The sequence below is a fragment of the Variovorax sp. N23 genome, from assembly GCF_025486315.1.
In the GTDB taxonomy this organism is placed as follows: Bacteria; Pseudomonadota; Gammaproteobacteria; order Burkholderiales; family Burkholderiaceae_C; genus Variovorax.
In genome coordinates this window covers 107714-129516 of sequence record NZ_JAOOPY010000017.1, presented here as the reverse complement: position 1 = coordinate 129516, position 21803 = coordinate 107714, and the positions used below count along the sequence as shown (strand labels likewise).

The 21803-nt window shown below is 68.4% G+C and carries 18 protein-coding genes; 10 read left to right on the top strand and 8 right to left on the bottom strand.

The features are described 5' to 3' along the window. Window positions 1-63: 63 nt before the first annotated feature. Window positions 64-747, bottom strand: a complete 684-nt coding sequence (gph, locus tag N8A90_RS21885) for a phosphoglycolate phosphatase (RefSeq protein WP_262077308.1) — start codon at window positions 745-747, stop codon at window positions 64-66. A gap of 353 nt (window positions 748-1100) precedes the next feature. Here gph and N8A90_RS21880 point away from each other — a divergent pair, with 353 nt between their 5' ends. The 3 genes from N8A90_RS21880 to N8A90_RS21870 are packed head-to-tail and all read left to right on the top strand — an operon-like array spanning window position 1101 to window position 4048. Continuing rightward, window positions 1101-1778 (top strand): ABC transporter ATP-binding protein, encoded by a 678-nt coding sequence (locus N8A90_RS21880; RefSeq protein ID WP_262077306.1) that lies wholly within the window; start codon window positions 1101-1103, stop codon window positions 1776-1778. Window positions 1779-1793: 15 nt separating this feature from the next. After that, window positions 1794-2867 carry an HlyD family efflux transporter periplasmic adaptor subunit gene (locus N8A90_RS21875; protein WP_262077304.1) on the top strand — a complete coding sequence of 358 codons (1074 nt, stop codon included), beginning with the start codon at window positions 1794-1796 and terminating at the stop codon, window positions 2865-2867. Continuing rightward, window positions 2864-4048 carry an FtsX-like permease family protein gene (locus tag N8A90_RS21870; protein ID WP_262077302.1) on the top strand — a complete coding sequence of 395 codons (1185 nt, stop codon included), beginning with the start codon at window positions 2864-2866 and terminating at the stop codon, window positions 4046-4048. The genes N8A90_RS21875 and N8A90_RS21870 overlap by 4 nt, the downstream gene beginning before the upstream one ends. A gap of 36 nt (window positions 4049-4084) precedes the next feature. Here the strand turns inward: N8A90_RS21870 and N8A90_RS21865 are convergent, their stop codons facing one another. After that, window positions 4085-4516 carry an ATP-binding protein gene (locus N8A90_RS21865; RefSeq protein ID WP_262077300.1) on the bottom strand — a complete coding sequence of 144 codons (432 nt, stop codon included), beginning with the start codon at window positions 4514-4516 and terminating at the stop codon, window positions 4085-4087. Between the two features lie 96 nt (window positions 4517-4612). Here N8A90_RS21865 and N8A90_RS21860 point away from each other — a divergent pair, with 96 nt between their 5' ends. The 3 genes from N8A90_RS21860 to N8A90_RS21850 are packed head-to-tail and all read left to right on the top strand — an operon-like array spanning window position 4613 to window position 9457. Then, the gene (locus tag N8A90_RS21860; RefSeq protein WP_262077298.1) at window positions 4613-5377 is read left to right on the top strand and encodes a hypothetical protein; all 765 of its coding nucleotides are present in this window, start codon (window positions 4613-4615) and stop codon (window positions 5375-5377) included. A gap of 26 nt (window positions 5378-5403) precedes the next feature. Next, window positions 5404-7419 (top strand): hypothetical protein, encoded by a 2016-nt coding sequence (locus N8A90_RS21855; protein ID WP_262077296.1) that lies wholly within the window; start codon window positions 5404-5406, stop codon window positions 7417-7419. Next, window positions 7409-9457 carry a PP2C family protein-serine/threonine phosphatase gene (locus tag N8A90_RS21850; protein WP_262077295.1) on the top strand — a complete coding sequence of 683 codons (2049 nt, stop codon included), beginning with the start codon at window positions 7409-7411 and terminating at the stop codon, window positions 9455-9457. Before N8A90_RS21855 ends, N8A90_RS21850 begins: the two co-directional genes overlap by 11 nt. Here the strand turns inward: N8A90_RS21850 and N8A90_RS21845 are convergent. After that, window positions 9439-10200 (bottom strand): GNAT family N-acetyltransferase, encoded by a 762-nt coding sequence (locus N8A90_RS21845; protein WP_262077293.1) that lies wholly within the window; start codon window positions 10198-10200, stop codon window positions 9439-9441. The genes N8A90_RS21850 and N8A90_RS21845 overlap by 19 nt on opposite strands. A 152-nt stretch (window positions 10201-10352) precedes the next feature. Here N8A90_RS21845 and N8A90_RS21840 point away from each other — a divergent pair, with 152 nt between their 5' ends. Then, on the top strand, window positions 10353-12968 hold the full coding sequence (locus tag N8A90_RS21840) for an MFS transporter (RefSeq protein WP_262077290.1): 2616 nt from the start codon (window positions 10353-10355) through the stop codon (window positions 12966-12968). A gap of 119 nt (window positions 12969-13087) precedes the next feature. Further along, window positions 13088-14146 (top strand): ABC transporter substrate-binding protein, encoded by a 1059-nt coding sequence (locus N8A90_RS21835; RefSeq protein ID WP_262077289.1) that lies wholly within the window; start codon window positions 13088-13090, stop codon window positions 14144-14146. Between the two features lie 11 nt (window positions 14147-14157). On the opposite strand, the gene N8A90_RS21830 is transcribed toward N8A90_RS21835, so the two are convergent. Further along, the gene (locus N8A90_RS21830; RefSeq protein ID WP_262077287.1) at window positions 14158-14583 is read right to left on the bottom strand and encodes a GNAT family N-acetyltransferase; all 426 of its coding nucleotides are present in this window, start codon (window positions 14581-14583) and stop codon (window positions 14158-14160) included. 143 nt (window positions 14584-14726) lie between these two features. Here N8A90_RS21830 and N8A90_RS21825 point away from each other — a divergent pair, with 143 nt between their 5' ends. Further along, window positions 14727-15059 (top strand): STAS domain-containing protein, encoded by a 333-nt coding sequence (locus N8A90_RS21825; RefSeq protein WP_262077285.1) that lies wholly within the window; start codon window positions 14727-14729, stop codon window positions 15057-15059. 408 nt (window positions 15060-15467) lie between these two features. Here the strand turns inward: N8A90_RS21825 and boxA are convergent, their stop codons facing one another. The 4 genes from boxA to N8A90_RS21805 form a co-directional block, all read right to left on the bottom strand. Further along, window positions 15468-16745 (bottom strand): benzoyl-CoA 2,3-epoxidase subunit BoxA, encoded by a 1278-nt coding sequence (gene boxA, locus N8A90_RS21820; RefSeq protein ID WP_262077283.1) that lies wholly within the window; start codon window positions 16743-16745, stop codon window positions 15468-15470. 184 nt (window positions 16746-16929) lie between these two features. Next, a complete protein-coding gene (gene boxB, locus N8A90_RS21815; protein ID WP_262077281.1) occupies window positions 16930-18357 on the bottom strand; it encodes a benzoyl-CoA 2,3-epoxidase subunit BoxB in 1428 nt (475 codons plus the stop codon). Between the two features lie 32 nt (window positions 18358-18389). Beyond that, window positions 18390-20063, bottom strand: coding sequence for a 2,3-epoxybenzoyl-CoA dihydrolase (gene boxC / locus N8A90_RS21810; RefSeq protein ID WP_262077279.1), 1674 nt, complete (start codon window positions 20061-20063; stop codon window positions 18390-18392). 153 nt (window positions 20064-20216) lie between these two features. Then, a complete protein-coding gene (locus tag N8A90_RS21805; protein ID WP_262077277.1) occupies window positions 20217-21152 on the bottom strand; it encodes a helix-turn-helix transcriptional regulator in 936 nt (311 codons plus the stop codon). A 180-nt stretch (window positions 21153-21332) separates the two neighbouring features. Between N8A90_RS21805 and N8A90_RS21800 the strand changes: the two genes are divergently transcribed. Further along, complete coding sequence (locus tag N8A90_RS21800; protein WP_262077275.1) at window positions 21333-21800, top strand: DUF4863 family protein; 468 nt, start codon at window positions 21333-21335, stop codon at window positions 21798-21800. Window positions 21801-21803 lie beyond the last annotated feature (3 nt).

Sequence of the window (21803 nt, the reverse complement as noted above, 5' to 3'; positions counted from 1 at the left end):
CCAGGCTCCCCGGCAGCCTTGCCCTGTCTTGATGACGTGATGAATGAACATGGAGCGGCGAGTTTAGCCGAGCGTCGCGCCGCCGGCCAGTTCAGCCAGCGAATCCACGACCGCGTCGGCATCGACGTCGCGCACGGGCTGGCCATGGTTGTAGCCGTAGCTCACCAGCACCACGGGACAACCGGCGGCGCGGGCCGCCTGCGCGTCGTTGCTCGAGTCGCCGACCATCAGCGTGCGGGCCGGCAGCGTGCCGAGCGCCTCGCAGGTCTTGAGGAGGGGGAGCGGGTCGGGCTTCTTCCGCGCGAAGGCGTCGCCGCCGAAGACCACCTCGAAGAAGCCGTCCAGCCCCTTGGCGGCGAGCAACGGCCGGGCGAAAGCGGTCGGCTTGTTGGTCAGGCAGGCCAAGCGCCAGCCGCGCTCGCGCATCGCCTGCAGGCCGGCGAACGCGCCGGCGTAGACGGCCGAGTACCGGCCGTTGATGCCCAGGTAGTGGTGCTGGTAGCGCGCATAGGCCTGCGCGTAGCGCGTATCCGGCGCGCCGACGTGATGCAGCACGGCATGGATCAGATGCTCGGACCCCTTGCCGACCATGCGGCCGACAGCGGCGGCGTCCACCATCGGCAGGCCGAGGTCGGCGAGCATGGCGTGCAGGGCGGCGACGAAGTCGCCGAGGGTGTCGACCAGGGTGCCGTCGAGATCGACGATGGCGGCATCCACATGGACCTGGTCAAAGCTAATAGAGTTCAAAACAAGCAAATAGAGTTCAAAAAACGGCTTGGTACTCTACCGTGCACGAAGAAATGGAGTTCGAAAACATCCGACAGCGTCGATGGTGCGGCGACGCCAATACCCTGCTCGAGATCGGCCGAAAAAACGCATAGCGGAGCGTTGCACCCTGCGACCAGTGTCGCGGCGAAATTTCCCGATGCACCAGAAAATTTGGCAGGGCAGGCGCGGTACAAAATGATACATTTAGCCACGCCCGTCCACGCGGTCACTCCGCGAACGCCGGTTCATCGTTTCCTGATGTCGACCATGCTGCCGCGAGTTAACACAGTTCATCTGACAGGCTGCGCCCGCTTCACCGGCGCGCACTGACCATGCCCGTGTCGGTCAGCGGTCTCGCCTACACCTATGGCACCGGCGCCCTGGCGCGCGAGGTGCTCAAGGATGTCTCGCTCACCGCGGAAGACGGCGAGATCACCATCATCACGGGGCCCTCGGGGTCGGGCAAGACCACCCTGCTCACGATCCTGGGCGCGCTGCGCTCGTTCGAAAGAGGCCAGGTGTCGGTTCACGGGAGCGAACTCGGGCAGACCGACCGCAAGGGCCTCGTGGAGGCGCGTCAGCGCATCGGCTTCATCTTCCAGCGTCACAACCTGCTCAAGTCCCTCTCGGTCTACGAGAACGTGGAATCGGGGCTGCATCTGCTGCCGGAATCCGACCCCGAGATGAACCGAATTCGTGCGCAGGCCATGCTCAAGGCTGTCGGCCTCGGCACTCGGGGCAACGACTTCCCTTCGACCATGTCGGGCGGCGAGCAACAGCGCGTGGCCGTCGCCAGGGCGCTCGTGCGCATGCCCGATGTGATCATCGCCGACGAGCCGACGGCGGCGTTGGACGCAGAGTCGGGCCTGCTGGTCGTAACGCTCATCCGGGACCTGGCGCGCAAGCTGGGTTGCGTGGTCATCATGGCAACGCACGACGAGCGCTCCTTCTTCGCAGCCGATCGGCGTCTCCACATGGAAAACGGACGCCTGCGACGACTCGATACCTGATGAGGAAACCACCTTTTGAACGCGCCTGAATCACGCTTGGTATCCGCACGCAACGTGTCCGCTGGCCTGCGCCACGCACGAGCCGTCCTGCTGCTCGCGGCGGCGATCGGCGGAGTGACGCTCCTTGCCGGGCCTTCGCGCTCCGACGCCTTGCCCGCTGGCGAGCCGGTGTCAGCGGTCGTGGCCCGCGGGCGAATCGAGCCCGTTGGGCGGGTCCGGTTGATCAGCGGGCCGAGCACGGGCGGTACGGTGGCCGAGCTGCGCGTCGTCGAAGGAGAGCGGGTGGCCGCGGGCCAGGTGCTTGCCCTGCTGGACACGCATGCACGAGAGTCCGCGGCAGCGGAGATCGCCGAGCGCGAGCTGCGCCTTGCGACGCTCCAGCGCTCGCAGACCGCGGCCGGTGCCAAGGCGTCCGACATCGCCGCCCAGCGTGCCGTGGTCGCCGCGCGGCGCGCTGAGCTGGAACGATCGACGCGGCAGTTGCGCCGATCCCAGGACCTCGTCGAGCAGAAGTTCATTTCCGGGGAGGCGCTCGACCTGCAGCAGATGGACACGCAGCGCGCGCGCGAGAACCTGCAGCAGGCGACGGCGACGCTGGCGGCGCTGAGCGAAGTGCGGGGGGTCGACCTGCAGGTGGCCGAGGGGCGCGTCGAGCAGGCCCGTGCCCGCCTGGCCCATGCACGTGCCCAACTGGCGTTGACCGAGATCCGTGCGCCGGCGGCAGGGACGGTGCTGGCGATCTACGGACGCGCCGGATCGGCGCTGGGCACGGAGGGCCTGCTGCGCATGGCCGACCTCGGACGGTTGATCGTCGTGGCGGAGGTCAACGAGTTCGACGCTCCCCGGCTGGCGGCCGGGCAGGATGCACGCGTCACGGTGCGCGGTTTGAACCAGCCGCTGAACGGCCGGCTCGACAAGGTACTCGGCCTCGTCGCGGTGAACGAGCGTCCCACCACCGACGTGCTCCGGGGCCGCGACGCGCGCGTCGTGGAGGCCGAGGTCTCGATGCTCCCCGGACAGACGCTGCCGGCCTTCGTCGGGACGGAGGTGACGGTCTCCATCGACACGCGGCGCGCGCAAGCGCGATGAGACTGCGCTTTTCCACGCTGCTGGCGCTGCGTCAGCTGCAGCACCTGGGCTGGGGCATGCTCGGGAAGTTCGCGGGCGTCTGCGTGGCGATCGTGCTGGTCTTCGTGCAGATCGGTTTTCAGAACGCCTTGCTCGACAGCGTGCTGCAGCTCGACCGCGCGCTCGACGCCGATGTCGTGATGGTGGGCCCGCAGTTCCAGACGATCGGCTACAGCCCGCCCTGGTTCCCGCGCGATGCGGCGTACCAAGCCAGCGCGGTCGACGATGTGATCTCGGTTCGCTGGGCCTATATCTTCATCGGCCAGTTGCGTGACCCTTCGACCGGGGTGCCGATCGCCACGCGCTTCGTCGGCTTCGACCCCGCCGCGGCGCCTTTTCGTATCCAGGATCTCGAGGCGCAGCGCGCTCGGCTTGCGCTGCCGAACACGGCGTTGCTCGATCGTCTCTCACGCCAGCAGTTCAAGCCCGTGGTGCAGCAGCTCTCGCTGGGTGAGGAACCGGTCACGCTGTACATCCAGTCGCCCGCATCCACGCTGGCGCCGCGGGTCGAGGTAGTCGGCACCTTCGGGCTGGGGCCGGATTTCGCGCTGGCGGGCAATGTGATCACCAGCGACCTCAACTTCTACCGATTCTTCCAACTGCCGATGGACCGCATCTCGATTGCGACGGTCCGGATCAGGGAGGGGGCTGATCCCGAGGCGGTGCGCGACCGGATCGCGGCTCGGGTGGGGGACGCGGCGCAGGTGCATGTGAAGGACGCGTTCGTGGCGGCCGAGCGGCGCTATTTCAACAGCGAGACGCCCATCGGGGTTCTCTTCGGCTTCGGCATCGCCATCGGCATCCTGATCGGCGTGGTGTTCGTCTTCGAGGTGCTGCGAGGGATCATCGACCTCAACCTGTCCGAGTACGCGGTGCTGCGCGCCATGGGCTACCAGGACCGCTTCTTCACCGCGCTGGTGCTGCAGATCGCCGGCGTCATCACGACCCTGGCCTTTCTGCCCTCGCTTCTGGTGACCTACGGGCTCTATGAGGCCCTCGGGCGCGCGACGATGCTGCCGTTCACCTTGACCGGGACGGTCGCCCTCGGTGTCCTGGCGGCAGCCCTGGCCATGAGCGCCGGCGCGGTGCTCTTCGCCTTGCGCAAGCTGCGGCGAAACAACCCGATCGACCTCTTCTCCTGAACGGCGCACGATGCCGCAGGCATCGTGCGCCTGATCTCAGGCGCGCGGGTCGGCGGACTTCCCGAAGCGCAGCACGTTGGTCTCGTTCTCGCGAGCGTATGTCAGGTGGCTGGCCATGCGACGGATCAGGTGGATGCCCAGTCCGCCAATCTCGCGCTCCTCGATCCCGACCATGATGTCCGGCGCTGCCAGCCGGGTGGGGTCGAACATCCTGCCCTGGTCGCGCACGACGACGTCCACGTGCGCGACGGATGAGGCGCTGAGCTCGACGTCGATCTCGCCGTCTTTTCCCTGATAGCCGTGCTCCACGATGTTGGTCAGCCATTCGTCCAGCATCAGGCTCAGGTGCATCGCCACGCGCGCATCCACTTCGTGGCGCGCGCACCACGCTTCGACCTCGGTCAGGAGCGCGGCCACGGCATGCGCATTGGCTCGCAGGGTCTGGCGGAGATAGGGAGAAGATGCCATGTTTGCAACAATACGTCACAATGGTAAGCAATCAAGCCTCTGCGGAACGATTGTGGCACGCGTCGTAGCCCCGGATCCGCTGGGAAGTGATCCAACGTGTCTTTTCGTTCCCTGTCCGTTCCGAAAACGGCCGAGCCGGTCCACGCGCGCCGTGCACTCGGCCTGGCGGCGCTGTGGGAAATGGGCGCGCTCTGGATGGTCTGGCTGATCGCGGGCGCGCTCTGGCTCGCCGCCTCGCTGGCCATGCTCGAGCGCGAACAGTCGGACACGCTGCGGCAGCAGGGGATTGCGCTGACGCTCATCGAAATCCAGGAAGCGCTCGAAGGAGACCTGGCACTGGGTTTCGATCTGGCGAGCCACCAGCATGCGCAGGCACTGCTCGACGCGGCGCTGGCGCGCAACCACGAGTTGCATTCGCTCGACATCGCAGGCATCGACGGCCGGACACTCTTCAGCACCGACCGCGGCGCCGTCGGCGAACCCCTGCCCGAAGCGGTTGCTGCTGCCGCGCGCGGCAGCGCAGGCTCGCACCGCATCTGGCAGGCCTCCGTGGCCAGCGAGCCGGTGCTGGGCCTAGGACTGCGCGGTCCGTTCGGCGAGCCTGTCGGCCATGTCACGAGCGCGTTCCGCCCCGCAAGCCTCGACGTTTCGCTCCAGTCATGGGGCGTGGTCGCCGTGGCGCTCGGGTTCTTCGTGCTCGCGGGGGGCCTGCTGCTGGTGCAAGTGGCGAAGCGGACCGACCGGCAGCCGATGCAGGAGCGAAGCGGCGCGATGCAGGCGGCCCTTGGCACGGCGCTCGCGACCCGTGGCCGGTTCGAAGGCGCACTGGCCCACACCGACGAGAGCGAGGCGCTCGATTGACGACGCGCGCGCCGATGCCCCGCCGAGTGCCGGCGCTGCTGGGGGTCGGGGGCTTCGTCCTTCTCTGGCTGCTCGCGCTCGCCCTGTCCGTGCACGCCTACCTGCTGCTCGCCGGCTCGCGCACGGCAGGCGACGAGGCCAGGGGCCGGCTGATCGCGCAGTCGGTGGCTCAGCGCGTGGTGCGCGCAGAGTCGCTCGGCATTCCGCTGCATCGGCTCGTGGGCATGCCCGAGCTGCTGCGCCAGCGTCTGGACGCCTATCCCGATGTCGAATCGATCGTCGTGAACGACGAGATGCGGCGTCAACTGTGGCGAAGCGATCCGCGCCCGGATCGCCTGCTGAAAGGTCGACTGTCCCTGCTGGCGCTGCCCGACGCGGTGGTCGAGGAACCGATCGCGCTCTCCACGGGGCAGACGGGTTCCGTGCGGCTGACCATGCGAGGGCCTGATCTCGCATCCTTCATGGCTTCGGTCGCGCTGCCGTTGACGCTGGGGTGCGCATTCTTCGCCGCCATGGGCTGGCTGGCTGCCTGGGCGGCCTTCGTCACCACCCGGCGGACACGGGACCGCGCGGTGCGGCTGGCCATTCGCGACATCGACGCGGGGCGCTACGACAGGCTGACCATCACGTTGCAGCGGCGCGATTTCGACCGCCGGGTGCAGCAACTCGCGCGCGGCGTGCGCGCCGTGCACGAGACGCTCGAGCGAGCACGGCGCGTCGTGGGCTCGCTGCGTCGCACCGAACCCCATCCGGCGCGACGCAAGTGGCTCGACCAGCTGCTGGCGAGTGCCGAAGCGGGCGGGCGGTTTGCCGCGACCACGCCGCAGCTGCGGCGCCTGGTCGCCGGCGATGCGCAGGCCGCGTGGGTCGTCTCGATGCTCGCCACCACCGGCGGCGCCGTCCTTTCGCTGGCGGCGCAAGGCCCCTCCGTACCCACGCCGGTGCAGACGGGTATGGGGCCCGGCGCCATGGCAGCGATGGTCTGGTGCACCGGCTGGCTGGCGGCGTCGGCGGGCTGGTGGAGTGCGCGCCTCGCCCGTGCATCGGCTTGGCTGGTCGTGCTGCTGGGCACCTCGATCCTGGGAGCGGGCGGCCTGGCGCTCGGTCTGCACATGCCCGATGCGCGTTTTCTCGCGGCAGGGTGCGCCGGGCTCGCGATGGGCGCGACGCTCGCTGCAACCGAGGCGCTGCAACAGGCATTGCGTCAGAGACGCGACCTTCGCGAGTCCGGTGCGCGGCCGTACGCGAGCCTGGCCGGCTGGTTGCTCGGGGCGCTCGGCCTCGGGCCCGCGCTGGGCGGGCTGGCGGGCGCGCTGCCCGAAGGCACGATGCGCATGGTCGCGGTGGTGCTGCCGCTCGCGCTGGCGCTGTGCATGACCTGGCGGTGGAACGTGGCACACAGTCCCTGGCAGACCCGTCTCGATGCTGCGCCAAGCCGGCCGCGCACGAGTGCCGTGGATGCGTGGACGGCCATCGCCGTCGGTGGCCTCGGCGCGATCCCTTCGCAGTTCGTCATGACGTCCGACCTGCGGTTTCCGGTTCAGGCCGTGTGCGCCGCGCTGTCGTTCGGCACCGGCCTGATCCTGGGACTGGCCGACCCGGGCCTTTCGACACCGCGACGAAGACGCCAGCGGCAGGCCGGAGGTCTGGGAGTGTCGATATTGGCGGCTTCGCTGGCAGTGGCCGCAGCCGGCACGGCACGCCCAGTGCAGTCGCTCGAGTTCGCCGCCGCCGGCAACGGGGTCGCGGACGTGGCGGCCGCGGCAGGGGTTGCCATCGCCATGCTCCTGCTGGCCTTTGCGCTCGGGGCCGGCCTTCGCCGCAGGCGCTGCGCCGCTGCCGACGCGCCCATCCATCGGGCAGGGCCGAGGACGGGGCGGCTGGCCCTGATGGCCGGTGCGGGCGCACTCCTGGTTGCGGTGATGGCACAGGCCTGGCCGTTGGCGCAGCAGAAACTCTGGCCGGACCCGCCGCGTGTCGTGCCCGTGGCCGGGGCGCCGGGATCGGCTGACAGGCTCGGGGAGGTCGAACATGGCACTTAGGCGCAGGATCGGCCTCGTCGCGCTGGGCGCATTGCTGCTCCTGTGCGCAGCCTTCGGGGTTGTGACCTGGTGGCGCGATGCGCGAGAGCAGTCGCGCTACGACGCACTGCTGCTGCGGGCGCAGTCGATCGCCTGGGAGCGTGTGCAGGCCGACAGTCTGGCCACCACGGATGCGACCGTTCGCAAGTTGGTCGCCGACCCGGCCTGGGCCAGCGCATGGGGTAAGCGCGACCGGCTCGCGCTCGGGCGGCTGCTCGAGGCGGCCGCCGCGCAGGCGCCCGGTCTGCGGCTGGACGTGTACGACAGCCGCGCGGCGCTGGCGGCCACCACGGCACCGGGCCTCGATCCCGCGCCGCTGGCGCTCGTCGGATGGATCCGCGCGGTGGACGTGCAGGCGACCCCGGCGATCCAGGGCCTCAGTCAGGTGGAGGCGAGCCGCTACGCATGGGTCACGCTTCGGCCCTTCGAGGGCGGCGTGGTGGCGGCGGGGCTGGATGTCGCGCAGCGCCTGCCGGAACTCGCGGCGAGTCTCGGCGGTGCGGTGTCGCTGGTGAACATGCGCGGCCACGAGGTGGCGGGCGAGCCGGCGGGGCAGCTGCGGGACGCCGGCATTGCCGTGCCGCTCCGTACCCGAAGGGCCGCCATCGAGCGCGTCGGCATGCGCGACTGGCAGGTCGTGAGCCAACCGTTGCTCAACCCGGACGGCCGCGAGACCGGCGTGCTGGTCTGGCAGCAGGACGTGGCGCATGCGGTGCGCGACCGTCAGCGCACCGACACCGCGCTGACGCTCTCGCTCGCGCTCGCCGTCCTCGCCCTGGCGGCCGGCGTTGGCTTCTACCTCCGGCAGGTGACGGAGCCGCTGGGGCGTTGGGTCGGCGTGCTTCAGGCGCTCTCGCGCGGCTCCACCGACGCCGCGCCGGACGAAGGCGAGGACGAAGCCGAGGGCGAGTCGGGCGACATGGCACGGGGCATCCTCGCCATCCGGGCGGAACTTCTCAACCTCCAGACCCTGCGCGACGAACGGGTGCGCACCCGGCGCCAGCAAGAGCGGCTCATCCGGGACCAGCTGCGCACGCTGGCCGACAGCCTGGACCCGGGTTCGCGCGAGGAGATCCTCGCCGCCCTCGGCGACAGCCGGGCCGAGGTGGCGGAACCACTGCCCGCGGACGCCGAGTCGGCCAATCAACTGGCCGATCTGGCCGGCATCCTCGGGCGCATGTCCGGCCTGGTCACCAACCAGCAGACGCAGCTACTGAAGCTGCTGCGCGACCTGCAGGCCGCAATGGCCACGCAGACCCTGTTCGCCAGCCTGCAACAGGAGCTGGAGATCGCCCGCCAGATGCAGCTGTCGATCCTGCCGCGCTCGCGTCCGGACGCGGTGGAGGTGGATGTGCACGCCACCATGATTCCGGCCAAGGAAATCGGCGGCGACTTCTACGACTACTTCATGGTCGACGCCGAGCATCTGGCCGTGGTGGTCGCCGACGTGTCGGGCAAGGGCGTGCCCGCGGCCTTCTTCATGGCGATCTCTCGCACCCTGCTCAAGAGCAACGCGCTGTTCCTGCACGCGCCCGGCGCGACCATCGCCGCGCTCAACGACCAGCTGTGCGCCGACAACGAGCAGATGATGTTCGTGACTGTGTTCTACGGCGTGCTGCACCTGCCCACCGGCCGATTCAGCTATGTCAATGCCGGACACAACCCGCCAGCGCGCATCCGCGACGGGCAGGCGAGCTTCTTCCCGCGCGGCCAGAACATGGCACTGGCGGTGCTCGAAGGGCAGGCCTATATCGAGGGGAACACCGTGCTCGCGCGGGGCGAGACGCTGCTGCTGTATACCGACGGCGTTACCGAGGCCACCGACCGCGAGGGCGCGCTGATGGGCGAGGAGGCGCTTCTGACGCTGGCGGCGCAGCATGTCGGCTCGGGTCCGGAGCTGCCGCAAGCGGTGGTGCGTGCCGTCCACGCCTTCGAGAACGGTGTCGCGCAATCCGACGACGTGACCGTCGTCGCGCTGACCTACAGGGGAACGACCTGACGGTCGAGGCGCCGGACGAAGCGCAGGCGCACCTGCTGAGGGCCGCGCACCTCGCCCACGCCCACATAGCCGCGAGACACGGCATCGCGCTGTCCGATGAAATCGTCGCTGTCGACGAACTCCTGATCGGCCTGATCCACCTGCAGGCCGTGATCGAGGTCGATGAGCGTGATCTGCCGACGCAGGCCGTCCACGAGCTCGACGCCCGCGACGTGCAGGCCGCGACGCAGCATGTTGTGGCGGCTCGAGTGGTTGTGCAGCGACACGACAGCCGCGCACAGGTGGCGCCCGCGCGAACGTGCGAGCGCCAACCGCGTACCGAGCAGCGTTCGCTGCAGCCCCAGGCCGCGCCATGCCGGACGCACCATGCAGCTCGACAGGTGCGCCACGGCCTTGCGGCCTTCGGGGCTGAGGCCGAGGGCGGCACCCAGGTTGTCGGGATGGCCGACCTCGGGCAGCCCCAGCATCGCGTAGGCCACCATCACATCGCCGGAAAAGACGCCGATGGTCTCGCCATGCGGCGGGTGATGCAGGCGCATGAAGGACGCCTCGTCCGCCTCCCGCACGTAGCAATCGGGGTGCTGCAGGGTCGCGAGCACCTCGTGCCTCAGGGCGGCCACGCTTGGCAGATCCTGCGCCCGGAGCAGACGCACGCGCAAGGCGCGCATCTCTCGGGTCATCGGGGCGTCGGCTCGCGTGTCCGCATTGCGGTGCAGGGTGAACGGGGGAAGCAGCAGCGGCAAGGAAACAACACTCCTGGGCGGTGAGTCGTGGGGCGGCAGTCGGATATCGGCGGGGACGACTGGAAGTGACTGTTTCTTTTGTTATAAATAGTTTCTTAAATGTTACCAATGTCGATCCGTACTGCAAAGCCCCCTCCATCGCAAGGTGCGGCGTGAGCGCGCCGGCAGGGAGCCTGGCCGGCGCCGAAGACGGACCTGATCACCGTTTGCGGCGCCAGTCGCTGGCGTTCTCGGCACTCTTTTGTCTGGTGCTGTTCGGCCTGTCGTTGCTGCTCATCGCGTGGCGCATGGAACAGGTGCTCGTGACGCTCGCGCAGGATCGGACCGGCCGCATGGTCGGGCAGGTCGCGGAGGATGGCGAGAACGGCATGCGGCTGGGGCTGACGGCCAACGATCTGGGCTTTCTGTCGGTCCAGCTTCAGCACATGGGTCGGCAGGATCCGGCCGTACGCCTCGCCGTCGTCATGTCTTCCGAGGGGCGGGTCATCGCCGAGTCGGGCGACGTTTCGCTTCGAAGCCTGATCGATCCGCGCTGGAACACGGCCCTGCTGCGCGCCGCGCCCGCCAGGTCTTCGGAGCGCGACGGGACGGCCTTGCGCGCTCCAGCCGTCCGCCAGACGCCCGCACACGTACTGACCGGCGTGGCCGTGCTCGATCCCGCGGGAGTGCCGGCCGCTTCCGTCTGGACCGTCCTCGATCCCACCTCGGTGCGCACGCAGGTGCGGGCCGCGACCTGGGCCATCGTCCTGCGGTCGTTGCCGTTCGTGCTGCTGACCTGGGCGGTGATCTTCGTCGCTCTCTACGGTGCGAGCCGGCAGACGCTGCGGAGCCTGCAACATGCCGATCTGGAAGCGCCGCATGGCGGGCGCTGGATGCTCGCCCTGTTGATGGTCGGGTTGCTGGTCGCGCCCTTGAGCGTGATCGGCATCGCAAGAGAAGCCTCGCGCCCCTTCGTCACCGCCCAGATCGAGGCCAACGCGCAGGCCGTCGCCACCACGATGGCGGCGCGTGTCGAGCGCTCGCTGCAACTCGGCGTGCCCTTGCAGTCGCTGCATGGCGTTGAGGCGCTGTTCAACGAACAACTCGCTGCCGCCCCCGAGCTGTCCGAGCTGTCCCTCTTCGACGGCAACGGCCGCGAACTGGCACACCTGGGGCGCGACATGGCATCGGGCGGTGACAGGCTGGCGGAGTCGGTCGGGCTGCCGGGCGGCGTTGCGCGCGTGGCCGTGGGCTATCCACGGGACTACGTCGATCGCACGCTGGGCGCCGTGCTGGTCGACCTGCTGCTCGCCCTGATCATCTCGGCGGTGCTCATGCGAGAACTGACGCGAGGGCTCTGGCGTCGCTCGTTGCTGCATCCGCTGCTCGACTACCGCATCGCGCGGCTGTGGCACCGGCTGAGCGGCCTGCTGCGCTGGCGCAGGGGGAGGGCGCTCGCGCGGGAAGAGAGTACGGCCGTCGCCCGTTCGCAGGAGCGCGCGCGTGAGGCGCTGCGCATCGCGGCGACGGTTGCGCCGCATGGAGCGCTGACACCGGAGCAGGCGTGGCCTGTGCAGATGACGCGGCTGCGCCTGGCGGTCTTCCTGGTGGCGCTCTCCGAGGAGCTGCTGCGGCCGTTCTTCACAGTCTTGGCCAGCGAGATGGAGACGGGGCACGCGGCCTGGTCCCCCGAGATGCTGGCAGGGATTCCGGTGACGGCCTTCATGGCGACCTTCGCAGCCGCCCAGCCGCTCGGCCCGTGGCTGGTGCGGCGCTTCGACCTGCGCCTCACGCTGATGGCGGCGGTGCTTGTGGGGGCTGGCGCGCTGGCGTCCACGGCCTGGGTGCATCAGGTCTGGTTGCTGGTGACGCTGCGGGCCGTCGGAGGCGTGGCCTATGGCCTGGCGCTGATCCTGGTACAGACCACCGTCATGCGCTTCACCCCGCCGGCGCAGCGGGCGCGCGGGCTCACCGAGGTCGCCGGCGCAATCGTGGCAGCGGGCATCGTGGGGCCTCCCTTCGGCGGGATGGTCGCCGGGCGGGTCGGGGACGCGCTGGGGATGCTGGCCTGCGCGCTCGCGATGCTGCTCGCGTTCGTGGCCCTGTGGCGGTTGAAGCTACCGCTCATCCATTCGCCGGCGTCGGCTCGCACGGCCGGGGCGGGCGCCTGGCGCGGCTACGCCGCGGTGATCCGCGAACCGCGCGCCATGTTCATCATCCTGGGCGCTGCGATCCCGGCGCGCCTCGTGGCCGTCGCGGTGCTGTCGATCGTGGTGCCGCTCTACATGCGCGACATCGGTGAGCCGCCGGCGGTGGCTGGGCGCGTGCTGCTGCTGTACTTTCTCTGCTATGCCGTGACCGCCTCGGTGATGGCGCACTGGTCCGACGCGATCGGCGAGCGTCGCACCTTCATCGTGGCGGGCGCGATCATCGCGGCGCTGGCCTGCCTGGCCGTCCCACTGGTCGGCGGCGCGCTGGGCATGGCCCTGTGCTGCGCGCTGCTCGGTGCCGGTCAGGCCACGCAGGGGCCTTCGCAGATCGCCCTGATCACCGAGTTGTTCGAGTGCAAGCCGGCAGACAGCCGCAGCGCCTCGCCCGAGCAGGCGCTCGTGGCGTATCGGCTGATCGAGCGCCTAGGCAGCGTCACGGCGCCTTTCGTCACGGCGCTCGCGGTGCTCTGGGTCGGCCTGCCCGGCGCAGTGAGTGCGGTGGGCATCCTGCTGGCGGTCGCCGGCGGACTCGTGTGGGTGGGTCTGAGGCCCCGCGCATCTTCGACGGTGAGCGCATGAAGCGCGCATCCGGTCGTCCGTATTCCTTCGGGAGCCTGTTCGTGCCGTTTTCATTTTCGCGTGTCGCCATGTGCGACGGCCTCCGACGCCTTCGATCCACCGTGTCGAGAGTGCCGCTCTTGGCCATCGTCGTCTCCGCGCTGACGATGCAGGCCATAGCGCAACCGCGTGCCGATACGTCGGGCGGAACGGCACAGCGTGGGACCGGTCCCGTCACCATCGCGATGGTGATCCCGCGCGACGAGCAGAGCATCGAGACCGGCTTCAAGGCCTACTTGCAGAGCAGCGGCGTCGAGGCACGCTACGTGCTCATCCGTGCGACCGATCGCGCATCGGACGCGCCGGCGCTTCGCCAGCAGGTGCGTGCGGCGCATCCCGACCTCGTCTATGTCTGGGGCACCCCTACGGCACTCGCCCTGGCGGGCCGTCACGATCGGCCCGGCGACGATGCGATCCGCGATCTGCCGATCGTCTTCACCTCCGTCACCGACGCGGTGGGCGTCGGCCTTCTGCCGTCGCTCGAGAAGCCGGGGCGCAACGTCACCGGCGTGGGCCACGTCGCACCGCTGCAGGTGCAGCTCAATGCGATCAAGGCCTACCGTCCCTTCAAGCGGCTGGGCTACCTGCACAACCCGGCCGAACCCAACTCGCAGCAGATCCGCGACCAGCTCGACGTGCTGGCGCGCAGGCAGGGTTTCGAGATCGTCGATGCGGTCGTTCCGCTGCAGCCTGGCGGCGCACCCGACCCGACAGCGCTTCCATCGCTCGTCGCCGACATCGCGCAGCGCGGCGCAGACTTCCTCTACATCGGTCCGAGCACCTTCCTGGCCTTCACGCATCGGGACGTCGTCACGCAGGCGGCGATCGCGCAGAAGCTGCCGACCTTCTGCGCCACCGAGAGCATCGTGCGGCAGTCGGGCTGCATGTTCGGCCTTTTCTCGAACGGAACCAACGTGGGCCGCTATGCGGGCTGGAAGGCCGTTCAGGTGCTGGTCGAGAAGAAGCCCATCGCCACCATGGCGGCCACACCGCTGCAGCGCTTCTCGCTGCTCATCAACATGCGCACGGTGCAGGCACTGGCGCTGTATCCGCCGATGCTGCTGCTCAACGTGGCCGAGGTGATCAACATTCCGCGGCTGGCCGATGCGCGCGAGGCATCGACCTCAGCGACGAGGTGACGCCGATGGCATCAGGTGCCCAGGCGTGTCTGCAAATTCAGCCAGGGCGTGCGGTACCAGCCGCGGCGCAGCCAGAACTCCGTGCCTTCGGCGTTGTCCGGGACAACGAAGATGTTGCACTTGACGATGCCCGCCGCAGCCAGCCGCGCGAGGCCGTGTTCGACCAGCCGCCGTCCGACGCCGTGCTGGCGGAAGCCCGGTTCGACGGCCAGGTGGTGCAGCGAGCCGCGCCGTCCGTCATGGCCGCAAAGCATCGCGCCGACGAGCCGCCCATCGTTCGTGACCGCGACCGCACTGCAGCCCGGATTGCGCGCAAGAAACATCGACACTGCGGATGCTTCGTCCGATTCGTTCAGGCCCATTCCTTCGGTTCTCTGCCAGAGCGCCAGCGCTGCAGCGTGGTCGTCCGGGACGAAGGAGCGGATGTGAATATCCATTGCGCGGTCTGCTCTCGTGTGGTTTTGAGTAGCCCGCAATTCTCAAGGCCAGCCTATCGCCGGTCAATGCGCCGTGTCGTCCGGTGGACCACGGCAGACCTGCTCCATTTCGTTTCCTCAGCCAACAAAGTGAACGTCCATCCATGAACATCGAACAGGAAAATCGCGGCGACATCCTTGTCCTGCGTCTGAGCGGCCGCCTCGACAGTAGCGGCGCGCCCGAGTTGGAACGGGTTCTGCTCGAGAAGCTGGCCTCGGGGAAGAAGCGCCTCGTCTTCGACCTCTCGGCACTGGAGTACGTGAGCTCGGCGGGCCTGCGCGTGGTGCTGCTGGCCGGCAAGAAGTTGCGCGGCGTACAGGGCAAGCTGGTGCTGGTCGGCATCCGGGACATGGTGCGCGAGGTCCTCGACATGAGCGGCTTCCTGGCGCTCTTCGCAGTTGCCGCGACCCTCGACGAAGGCCTCGCGCAGGTGTGAGCACGGTCCTGGCCAGCCTCCTTCTCGGCTTGACGCCCTCAGGTGCCCGGCGGCGGCCGCCGGACCTGATCTATGCGGCCGATGACACGCCGCCGAGGGGCACGCTGTGGATGCTCCCCCATCACTCAGGTGGGGAACGTTCCAGCCAGGACCTTTTTTGAACTCTATTGAGTCAACAGGTGCCGGATCGAAGCAGAGTCAGATGAGTTTTTGAACTTTGAGCGACTCACCTGCAACGAAAGTGCCCGCTTCTTCATTGGGAGAGCTCCGCTGGCATTTTTCGAACTCTATTGGTTCGAGCCAGGGTCCGGCTCAAGAAATTGACGGTCACAACCATCAGGAAGAGTCCTCAAGAATTCTCGACTCTAGCGAGATTCGAGGACTCGAAATCCTGCGCGCCCGGTTTCGTCAGTAGGTCTCGAGGTGCAGACGCCCCTCTTTCTTCAACGTGGCCGCGAGCGGCTCCCAGGGCAGCCCGGCTTCCTGCGCGACGTCTCGCAGCGCCAGCAGCACGCCCTCCTCCATGCTCTTGAGTCCGCACACATAGAAGTGGGTGTCGGCATCCCCGAGCAGCGACGCGAGGTCTGCTGCTCGCTCGCGCATGGCATCCTGTACATAGCGCCGTGGCTGCCCCGGCTTGCGGGAGAAGGCCAGGTTGATGTCGATGAAGTCCTTGGGCAAGCTCTGAAGCGGGCCGAAGTAGGGCAGCTCCTGCTGAGTACGGGCGCCGAAGAAGAGCATCAGCTTCCCCCCGTCGAACTTGCCGCTCTTGCGCAGGCGTCGACGCCACTCGGTCATGGCGCGCATCGGCGCGCTGCCCGTGCCCGTGCAGATCATGACGATGTTCGACTTCGGGTGGTTCGGCATTAGGAAGGTGGAGCCGAACGGCCCCACCACCGTCACCGTGTCGCCGACCTTCAGGTCGCAGACGTAGTTGGAGGCGATGCCCCGCACGGCGTTGCCCTGGTGGTCCTGCGTCACGCGCTTGACGGTCAGCGAGACGTTGTTGTACCCGGGGCGCTCGCCGTTGCGCGGACTGGCGACCGAGTATTGGCGCGGATGGTGCGCCTTGCCGAGCGCGTCGGTGCCGGGCGGCACGATGCCGATCGACTGCCCCTCCAGCACGGGGTAGGGCATCGCACCGAAATCCAGGACGACGTGGTGTGTCTCGCTCTCGAAGCCCGCCTCGGTGCAGTTGAAATTGCCGGTCACGGTCGCGGTCACCGGCCGCTTGGGCGCATAGAGGTTCGTGTACGCGTGCGCAGCCGACCATGGCGGCGTCGTGGCGCCGTGGCTCGCCGACATGAACGGCGCCTCGCCGGGCGTCACGAGGGGCTCGACCTCGGCCTGCGCCTTCTCGCCGACGCCGCTGTCAGCGTCCTTCACACCCGCCGCCTCGAGTTCCTCCGCGCTCAGCTCGGGCGGCAGTTCCTCCCAGCCCAGCTGCTCCTCGATGGTGTAGGCCCGTTGCACGGGCAGGGTTCGCCAGTTGTCGATGGAACCCGTGGGGCACGGCGAGATGCAGGCCATGCAGCCGTTGCAGACATCCGCCCGGACGACGTAGTTGTTGTCGTCGTGCGTGATGGCGTTCACGGGGCACGTGGCCTCGCAGGTGTTGCAGCGAATGCAGATTTCCGGGTCGATCAGATGCTGCCTGATGACGCCGGCTTCAACGGCCATGTCCATGTTGTCCTCCTGTCGCAGGCGACCGAAGCCGCGCGACGATTGTGCTGCTCAAGGCCGCGCGACGCGCAGACTCCTTCGTGAAACACCGCGGAACTGGCTTTGCCAGGCCGCTGGTGTTGCCCCCGGTAGGGGGTGGGCGCCCGGACACGAAGTGCCGGGCAACCTGGGGGCGAGCAACAGTCCTTCACCCGAAGCGCACGTACTCGAAGTCGACGGGCTGGCGGTTGATGCCCATCACCGGCGGCGCGATCCAGCCGGCGAACCTGCCCGGGTCGACCACGCGGCCCATCAGCGAGGAGACGAAGGCGAAGTCCTCCGACGTCGGCAGCCATTCGCCCTTCTTCGCGGCCCACTCCGCCTCGTTCACCACGCGCCCCTCGGGCGACATCTTGATGCCGGCGAGCGCGCCGATCTGGCGGTTGAAAGCCTTGTGCGGCACGCTCAGGCGCGTGGGGATGCCGGCCTTCTCGAGCACCTTGTTCCAACGGTTGACACCGGCCATCGAATCCTTGATGAAGTCGTCGCGCAGCACCTCGTTGAGGGCGTTGAGCATCGGCACGTCCTTCTCGCCGAGCTGACCGTCTTTCACCTCGAGCACCTTGTAGGTCTGGCCCTTGAGCACGTGGTCGTCGGTGCGCTTGCCTTCTTCATAGCGCCCCTTCAGGCCCGAGCTGTAGAAGATGGCGGCATTGCTCGACTGGTCGGCGCCGAACAGGTCGATGGTCACGCTGTAGTGGAAGTTCAGGTAGCGCTGGATGGTGCCCAGATCGATGGCGCCGGCCGCCCGCACCTTCTGCGGGTCGTCGGTCTTCAGCTCGTTCATCACCTGCGCCGTGCGCGCCAGCACGCGCGACACGCCGCTCTCGCCCACGAACATGTGATGCGCTTCCTCGGTCAGCATGAACTTGGTGGTGCGCGCCAGCGGATCGAAGGCACTTTCGGCCAGGGCCGACAGCTGGAACTTGCCGTCGCGGTCCGTGAAGTAGGTGAACATGAAGAAGGCCAGCCAGTCGGGCGTCTTCTCGTTGAACGCGCCGAGGATGCGCGGGTTGTCGACGTCGCCCGACTGGCGCTGCAGCAGCGCCTCCCCCTCTTCCCGGCCGTCGCGGCCGAAGTGCTTGTGCAGCAGGTAGACCATCGCCCACAGGTGGCGGCCCTCTTCCACATTGATCTGGTAGAGGTTGCGCAGGTCGTACATGCTGGGCGCGGTCAGGCCCAGGTGGCGCTGCTGCTCGACCGACGCCGGCTCGGTGTCGCCCTGCGTCACGATGATGCGGCGCAGGTTGGCGCGGTGCTCGCCCGGCACGTCCTGCCAGGCCTTCTCACCCTTGTGGTCGCCAAAATGAATCTCGCGATTCGCATCGCCCGGGTTCAGGAAGATGCCCCAGCGGTAGTCGCGCATCTTGACGTGGCCGAACTGCGCCCAGCCCTGCGGATCGACGCTGACCGCGGTGCGCAGGTAGACGTCGTAGGCGGTCGAACCGTCGGGGCCTACGTCGTCCCACCAGTTCACGAAATTCGGCTGCCAACCCTCGAGCGCGCGCTGCAGGGTGCGGTCTTCGCTGAGGTTGACGTTGTTCGGGATCTTGTCGCTGTAGTTGACGGTGCTCATGGCGTTTCCTTGGCGTATGCGTGGGTTCGAGATCAGACGCGGTTCAGATCGAAGCCGGCCTTCTCGCCGGTGCCGTAGACCTTCAGCGCGCCCTTGGCGCCGACCGCGTTCGGGCGGTTGAAGATCCAGTTCTGCCAGGCGGTGAGCCGGCCGAAGATGCGGGTGTTCATGTTTTCCTTGCTGGCGAAGCGCAGGTTGGCCTCCAGCCCGGTCAACGCATCAGGGGACATGGCGGCACGCTCCTCGATGGCCATGCGCAGCTCGTCTTCCCAGTCGATGTCGTCGGGGGCCGCGGTCACCAGGCCAAGCGCCAGCGCGGCGTCCGCGTCCAATGCCTTGCCGATGGCGCCGCGCGCGGCCTCGAGCGGCGATGCCTCCTCGTAGAAGCGGCGCTGCAGCCGGCTCTGGTCGTTCACCAGCGGGTAGAAGCCGAAGTTGAATTCGTTGAGCGTGAGCGTGGGCGCGCGCTCCGCGTCGTCGGGCAGCGCGAGCATGTAGGTGCGGTCGGCCGCGAAGGCGATCTCGGCCAGCGTGCCGGCGAAGGCGGAGCCCGGCTCGATAAGTGCGAAGAGGCTGCGCGACGACACGTCCAGCCGCGCCAGCGTGCGGCGCAGTGCGCCGATGGTCTCGCGCACCAGCCAGTGGTCCTGGTGGGCGAGCATCAGGGCGTCGCTGGCCAGCACGGCCTGCGCGTCGCCCTCGGTCTTGAGCAGCCAGGTGCCCACGTCGAGTTCGTTGGTGCGCAGGTTCAGGATGGCGTCGTCCAGCTGGCGGCACATCGCGAGCGGCCACCAGGCGGCGCCGGCGGCCTCGATGCCTGCGATGTCGGTCGGCTGCGCGCCCGTGGGCGCCTTGACGGTGAGCGTCGCGGTGCGGCGGGCGCGGTCGATGTCGACGCCGACATGCGCATAGCGCAGGGTGTCGGGGCCGTCTTCGCGCTCGATGCGCGACAGCGTCACGCCCTTCGCGCCCTTGCCGGGCCGCTGGCTGCCCCCTGCCAGCTTGGCGGCACGCTCCTGCACGGCCGCGGCGAACTGGGCCGGCTTGGCGATCGCGTCGACCAGGCGCCAGTCGACCGCGCGCTGGCCCCGCACGCCTTCCACGCTGGTGCAGAAGATGTCCGCCAGGTCATGCCGCACATGGCGCTTGTCGGTCACCCGCGTGAGGCCGCCGGTGCCGGGCAGCACGCCCAGCAGCGGGACTTCGGGCAGCGAGACGGCGGAAGAGCGGTCGTCGACCAGCACGATCTCGTCGCAGGCCAGCGCCAGTTCGTAGCCGCCGCCCGCGCAGGCGCCGTTGACCGCCGCCAGGAACTTCAGGCCTGAATGCTTCGAGCTGTCCTCGATGCCGTTGCGCGTCTCGTTGGTGAACTTGCAGAAGTTCACCTTCCAGGCATGGCTGGAGACGCCCAGCATGAAGATGTTGGCACCCGAACAGAAGATGCGGTCCTTGCCGCTGGTCACGATGACCGACTGCACCTCCGGATGCTCGAAGCGCACGCGGTTGAGCGCATCGTTGAGCTCGATGTCGACCCCGAGGTCGTAGCTGTTGAGCTTGAGCTTGTAGCCCGGGCGGATGCCGCCGTCTTCCGCGATGTCGAGGGTCAGGCGCGCGACCGCGCCCTCGACGGCGAGATGCCAGTGCCGGTACTGGGCCGGCTCGGTGCGGTAGTCAACGCGGGGGGGCTGGGGGGCTGTGTCGGTCATGAAGGGTCTCCGTGGGCCGCAGAAACAAGAAACATAATGCATTTCTTGCGCTCGATACATGCATCATCATGCACATCAACAGGCAAGTCAATGCCTGTTGCACTTTTCTGCAGTTCAGGAAAACCCGGAGTCGGCGCGTCGCCAGCGGCGGGGTCAGCCCGCCGCGGCGATCGCCGCGCGCACAGCGCCGCGCAGCACGTCGAAGCTCTGCGCCAGCGTCTGGCCGCTGGTGTCGACCGTCAGGTCGGCCTTCGAGTAGAAGGCCGCGCGCCCATCGAGGATGCGATGCAGGTCTTCCATCGCCTCCTTGCTGGCGGCGATCGGGCGGGTGTCGCCCTGCGCCACGACACGGCCCATGTGCTCCTCGGGCGCAGCACGCAGCCAGACGGTGGTGCAATGCGCCAGCAACTCGTTGAAGGTGGCAGGATCGGACACGATGCCGCCGGGCGTGGCGATCACCACCTCGCTGTGGATCTGCACGGTTTCCTCCAGCGCGCGCCGCTCGTAGCGCCGGTACGCGTTGGTGCCATAGAGGTCATGGATCTCGCGCACGCTGCAGCCGGCGAGCTTCTCGATCTCGCGGCTCAGCTCGATGAAGGGCACGTCGAGGTCCTGCGCCAGCATCGGCCCGAGGGTCGACTTGCCCGCCCCGCGCAGCCCGATCAGCGCGATGCGGCGGTGGCGCGCCGAGTCGCCGCGGCCGCTGCCCAGCAGTTCGCCCAGGGCGATGCGGGCGCGCCGCAGATCGGCTTCGCTGCGGTGCTCGAGCAGTTCGCGGATCAGCAGCCATTCGGGCGAACTGGTCGTGATGTCGCCGACGAGTTCGGCGAGCGAGCAGTGCAGGGCCTGCGCCACCTGCTGCAGCACCAGGATCGAGGCATTGCCGGTGCCGTACTCCAGGTTCGCCAGGTGGCGTTCCGACACGTCGGCCGCCAGGGCCACCGCCTTGCGCGTGAGACCGCGCTGTGCGCGCAGGCTGCGGACGCGCTCGCCGAGCACGGCGAGCAGCGGATGGCGCGTCGCTTCGGCGATGGCCGTATCGATCGCACCCGCCACGGCGCCGCCACCCTGCCCTGCTTCCTCAGTCATGGAAATCCTCATTCGATGCCTCGATTTTGCGCGCTCAGGGTAAACGCCATACATGCATTATGTTGCTTGACATGCTGCATTTTGCTGCTTATTGTTTGATCGAGCGCAAGATACTGCACGCCACCGAAAGCTGCAACCGCCCCGAACCCTACGAACCACGACGCCCGCCAAAGAAGACCCATGTCCAAGCAAGCATTCCATCAATTGATCGCGGACCTGAGCACGCAGATCGCAGGCCGGCCGCTGGACGACACGCTGGACCGCTGGCTGAACGCGGAACACGGCGCGGACACCCCGACCTATGCACGCCTCAAGGCCGCCTGCATCGAGGGCGTGGCCGAGGGCTGGCTCTGCGAGCGCGAAGGCGGCGGCATCCGCTACGGCCGCCCCTTCAAGCCCGAAGACGCCCTGCACCGCTTCTCGGTGGACGTGGTCGACATGGCCGACCTCGCCGGCCCGCACCACACGCATCCCAACGGCGAGATCGACCTGATCATGCCGATCGAGGGCGACGCGACCTTCGACGGCCGCCCGGCCGGCTGGTGCGTGTACCCACCGGGCAGCGCCCACCACCCGACCGTCGACAACGGCCGCGCACTCATCCTCTACCTGCTGCCCGAAGGGCAGATCCAGTTCACCAAAGTTTGATGC

Coding starts and splice junctions, on each gene's coding strand:
- N8A90_RS21880 (WP_262077306.1), top strand. CDS start 1,101: ATGCCCGTGTCGGTCAGCGGTCTCGCCTACACCTATGGCACCGGCGCC.
- N8A90_RS21870 (WP_262077302.1), top strand. CDS start 2,864: ATGAGACTGCGCTTTTCCACGCTGCTGGCGCTGCGTCAGCTGCAGCAC.
- N8A90_RS21865 (WP_262077300.1), bottom strand. CDS start 4,516: ATGGCATCTTCTCCCTATCTCCGCCAGACCCTGCGAGCCAATGCGCAT.
- N8A90_RS21850 (WP_262077295.1), top strand. CDS start 7,409: ATGGCACTTAGGCGCAGGATCGGCCTCGTCGCGCTGGGCGCATTGCTG.
- N8A90_RS21830 (WP_262077287.1), bottom strand. CDS start 14,583: ATGGATATTCACATCCGCTCCTTCGTCCCGGACGACCACGCTGCAGCG.
- N8A90_RS21825 (WP_262077285.1), top strand. CDS start 14,727: ATGAACATCGAACAGGAAAATCGCGGCGACATCCTTGTCCTGCGTCTG.
- boxA (WP_262077283.1), bottom strand. CDS start 16,745: ATGGACATGGCCGTTGAAGCCGGCGTCATCAGGCAGCATCTGATCGAC.
- boxB (WP_262077281.1), bottom strand. CDS start 18,357: ATGAGCACCGTCAACTACAGCGACAAGATCCCGAACAACGTCAACCTC.
- boxC (WP_262077279.1), bottom strand. CDS start 20,063: ATGACCGACACAGCCCCCCAGCCCCCCCGCGTTGACTACCGCACCGAG.
- N8A90_RS21805 (WP_262077277.1), bottom strand. CDS start 21,152: ATGACTGAGGAAGCAGGGCAGGGTGGCGGCGCCGTGGCGGGTGCGATC.
- N8A90_RS21800 (WP_262077275.1), top strand. CDS start 21,333: ATGTCCAAGCAAGCATTCCATCAATTGATCGCGGACCTGAGCACGCAG.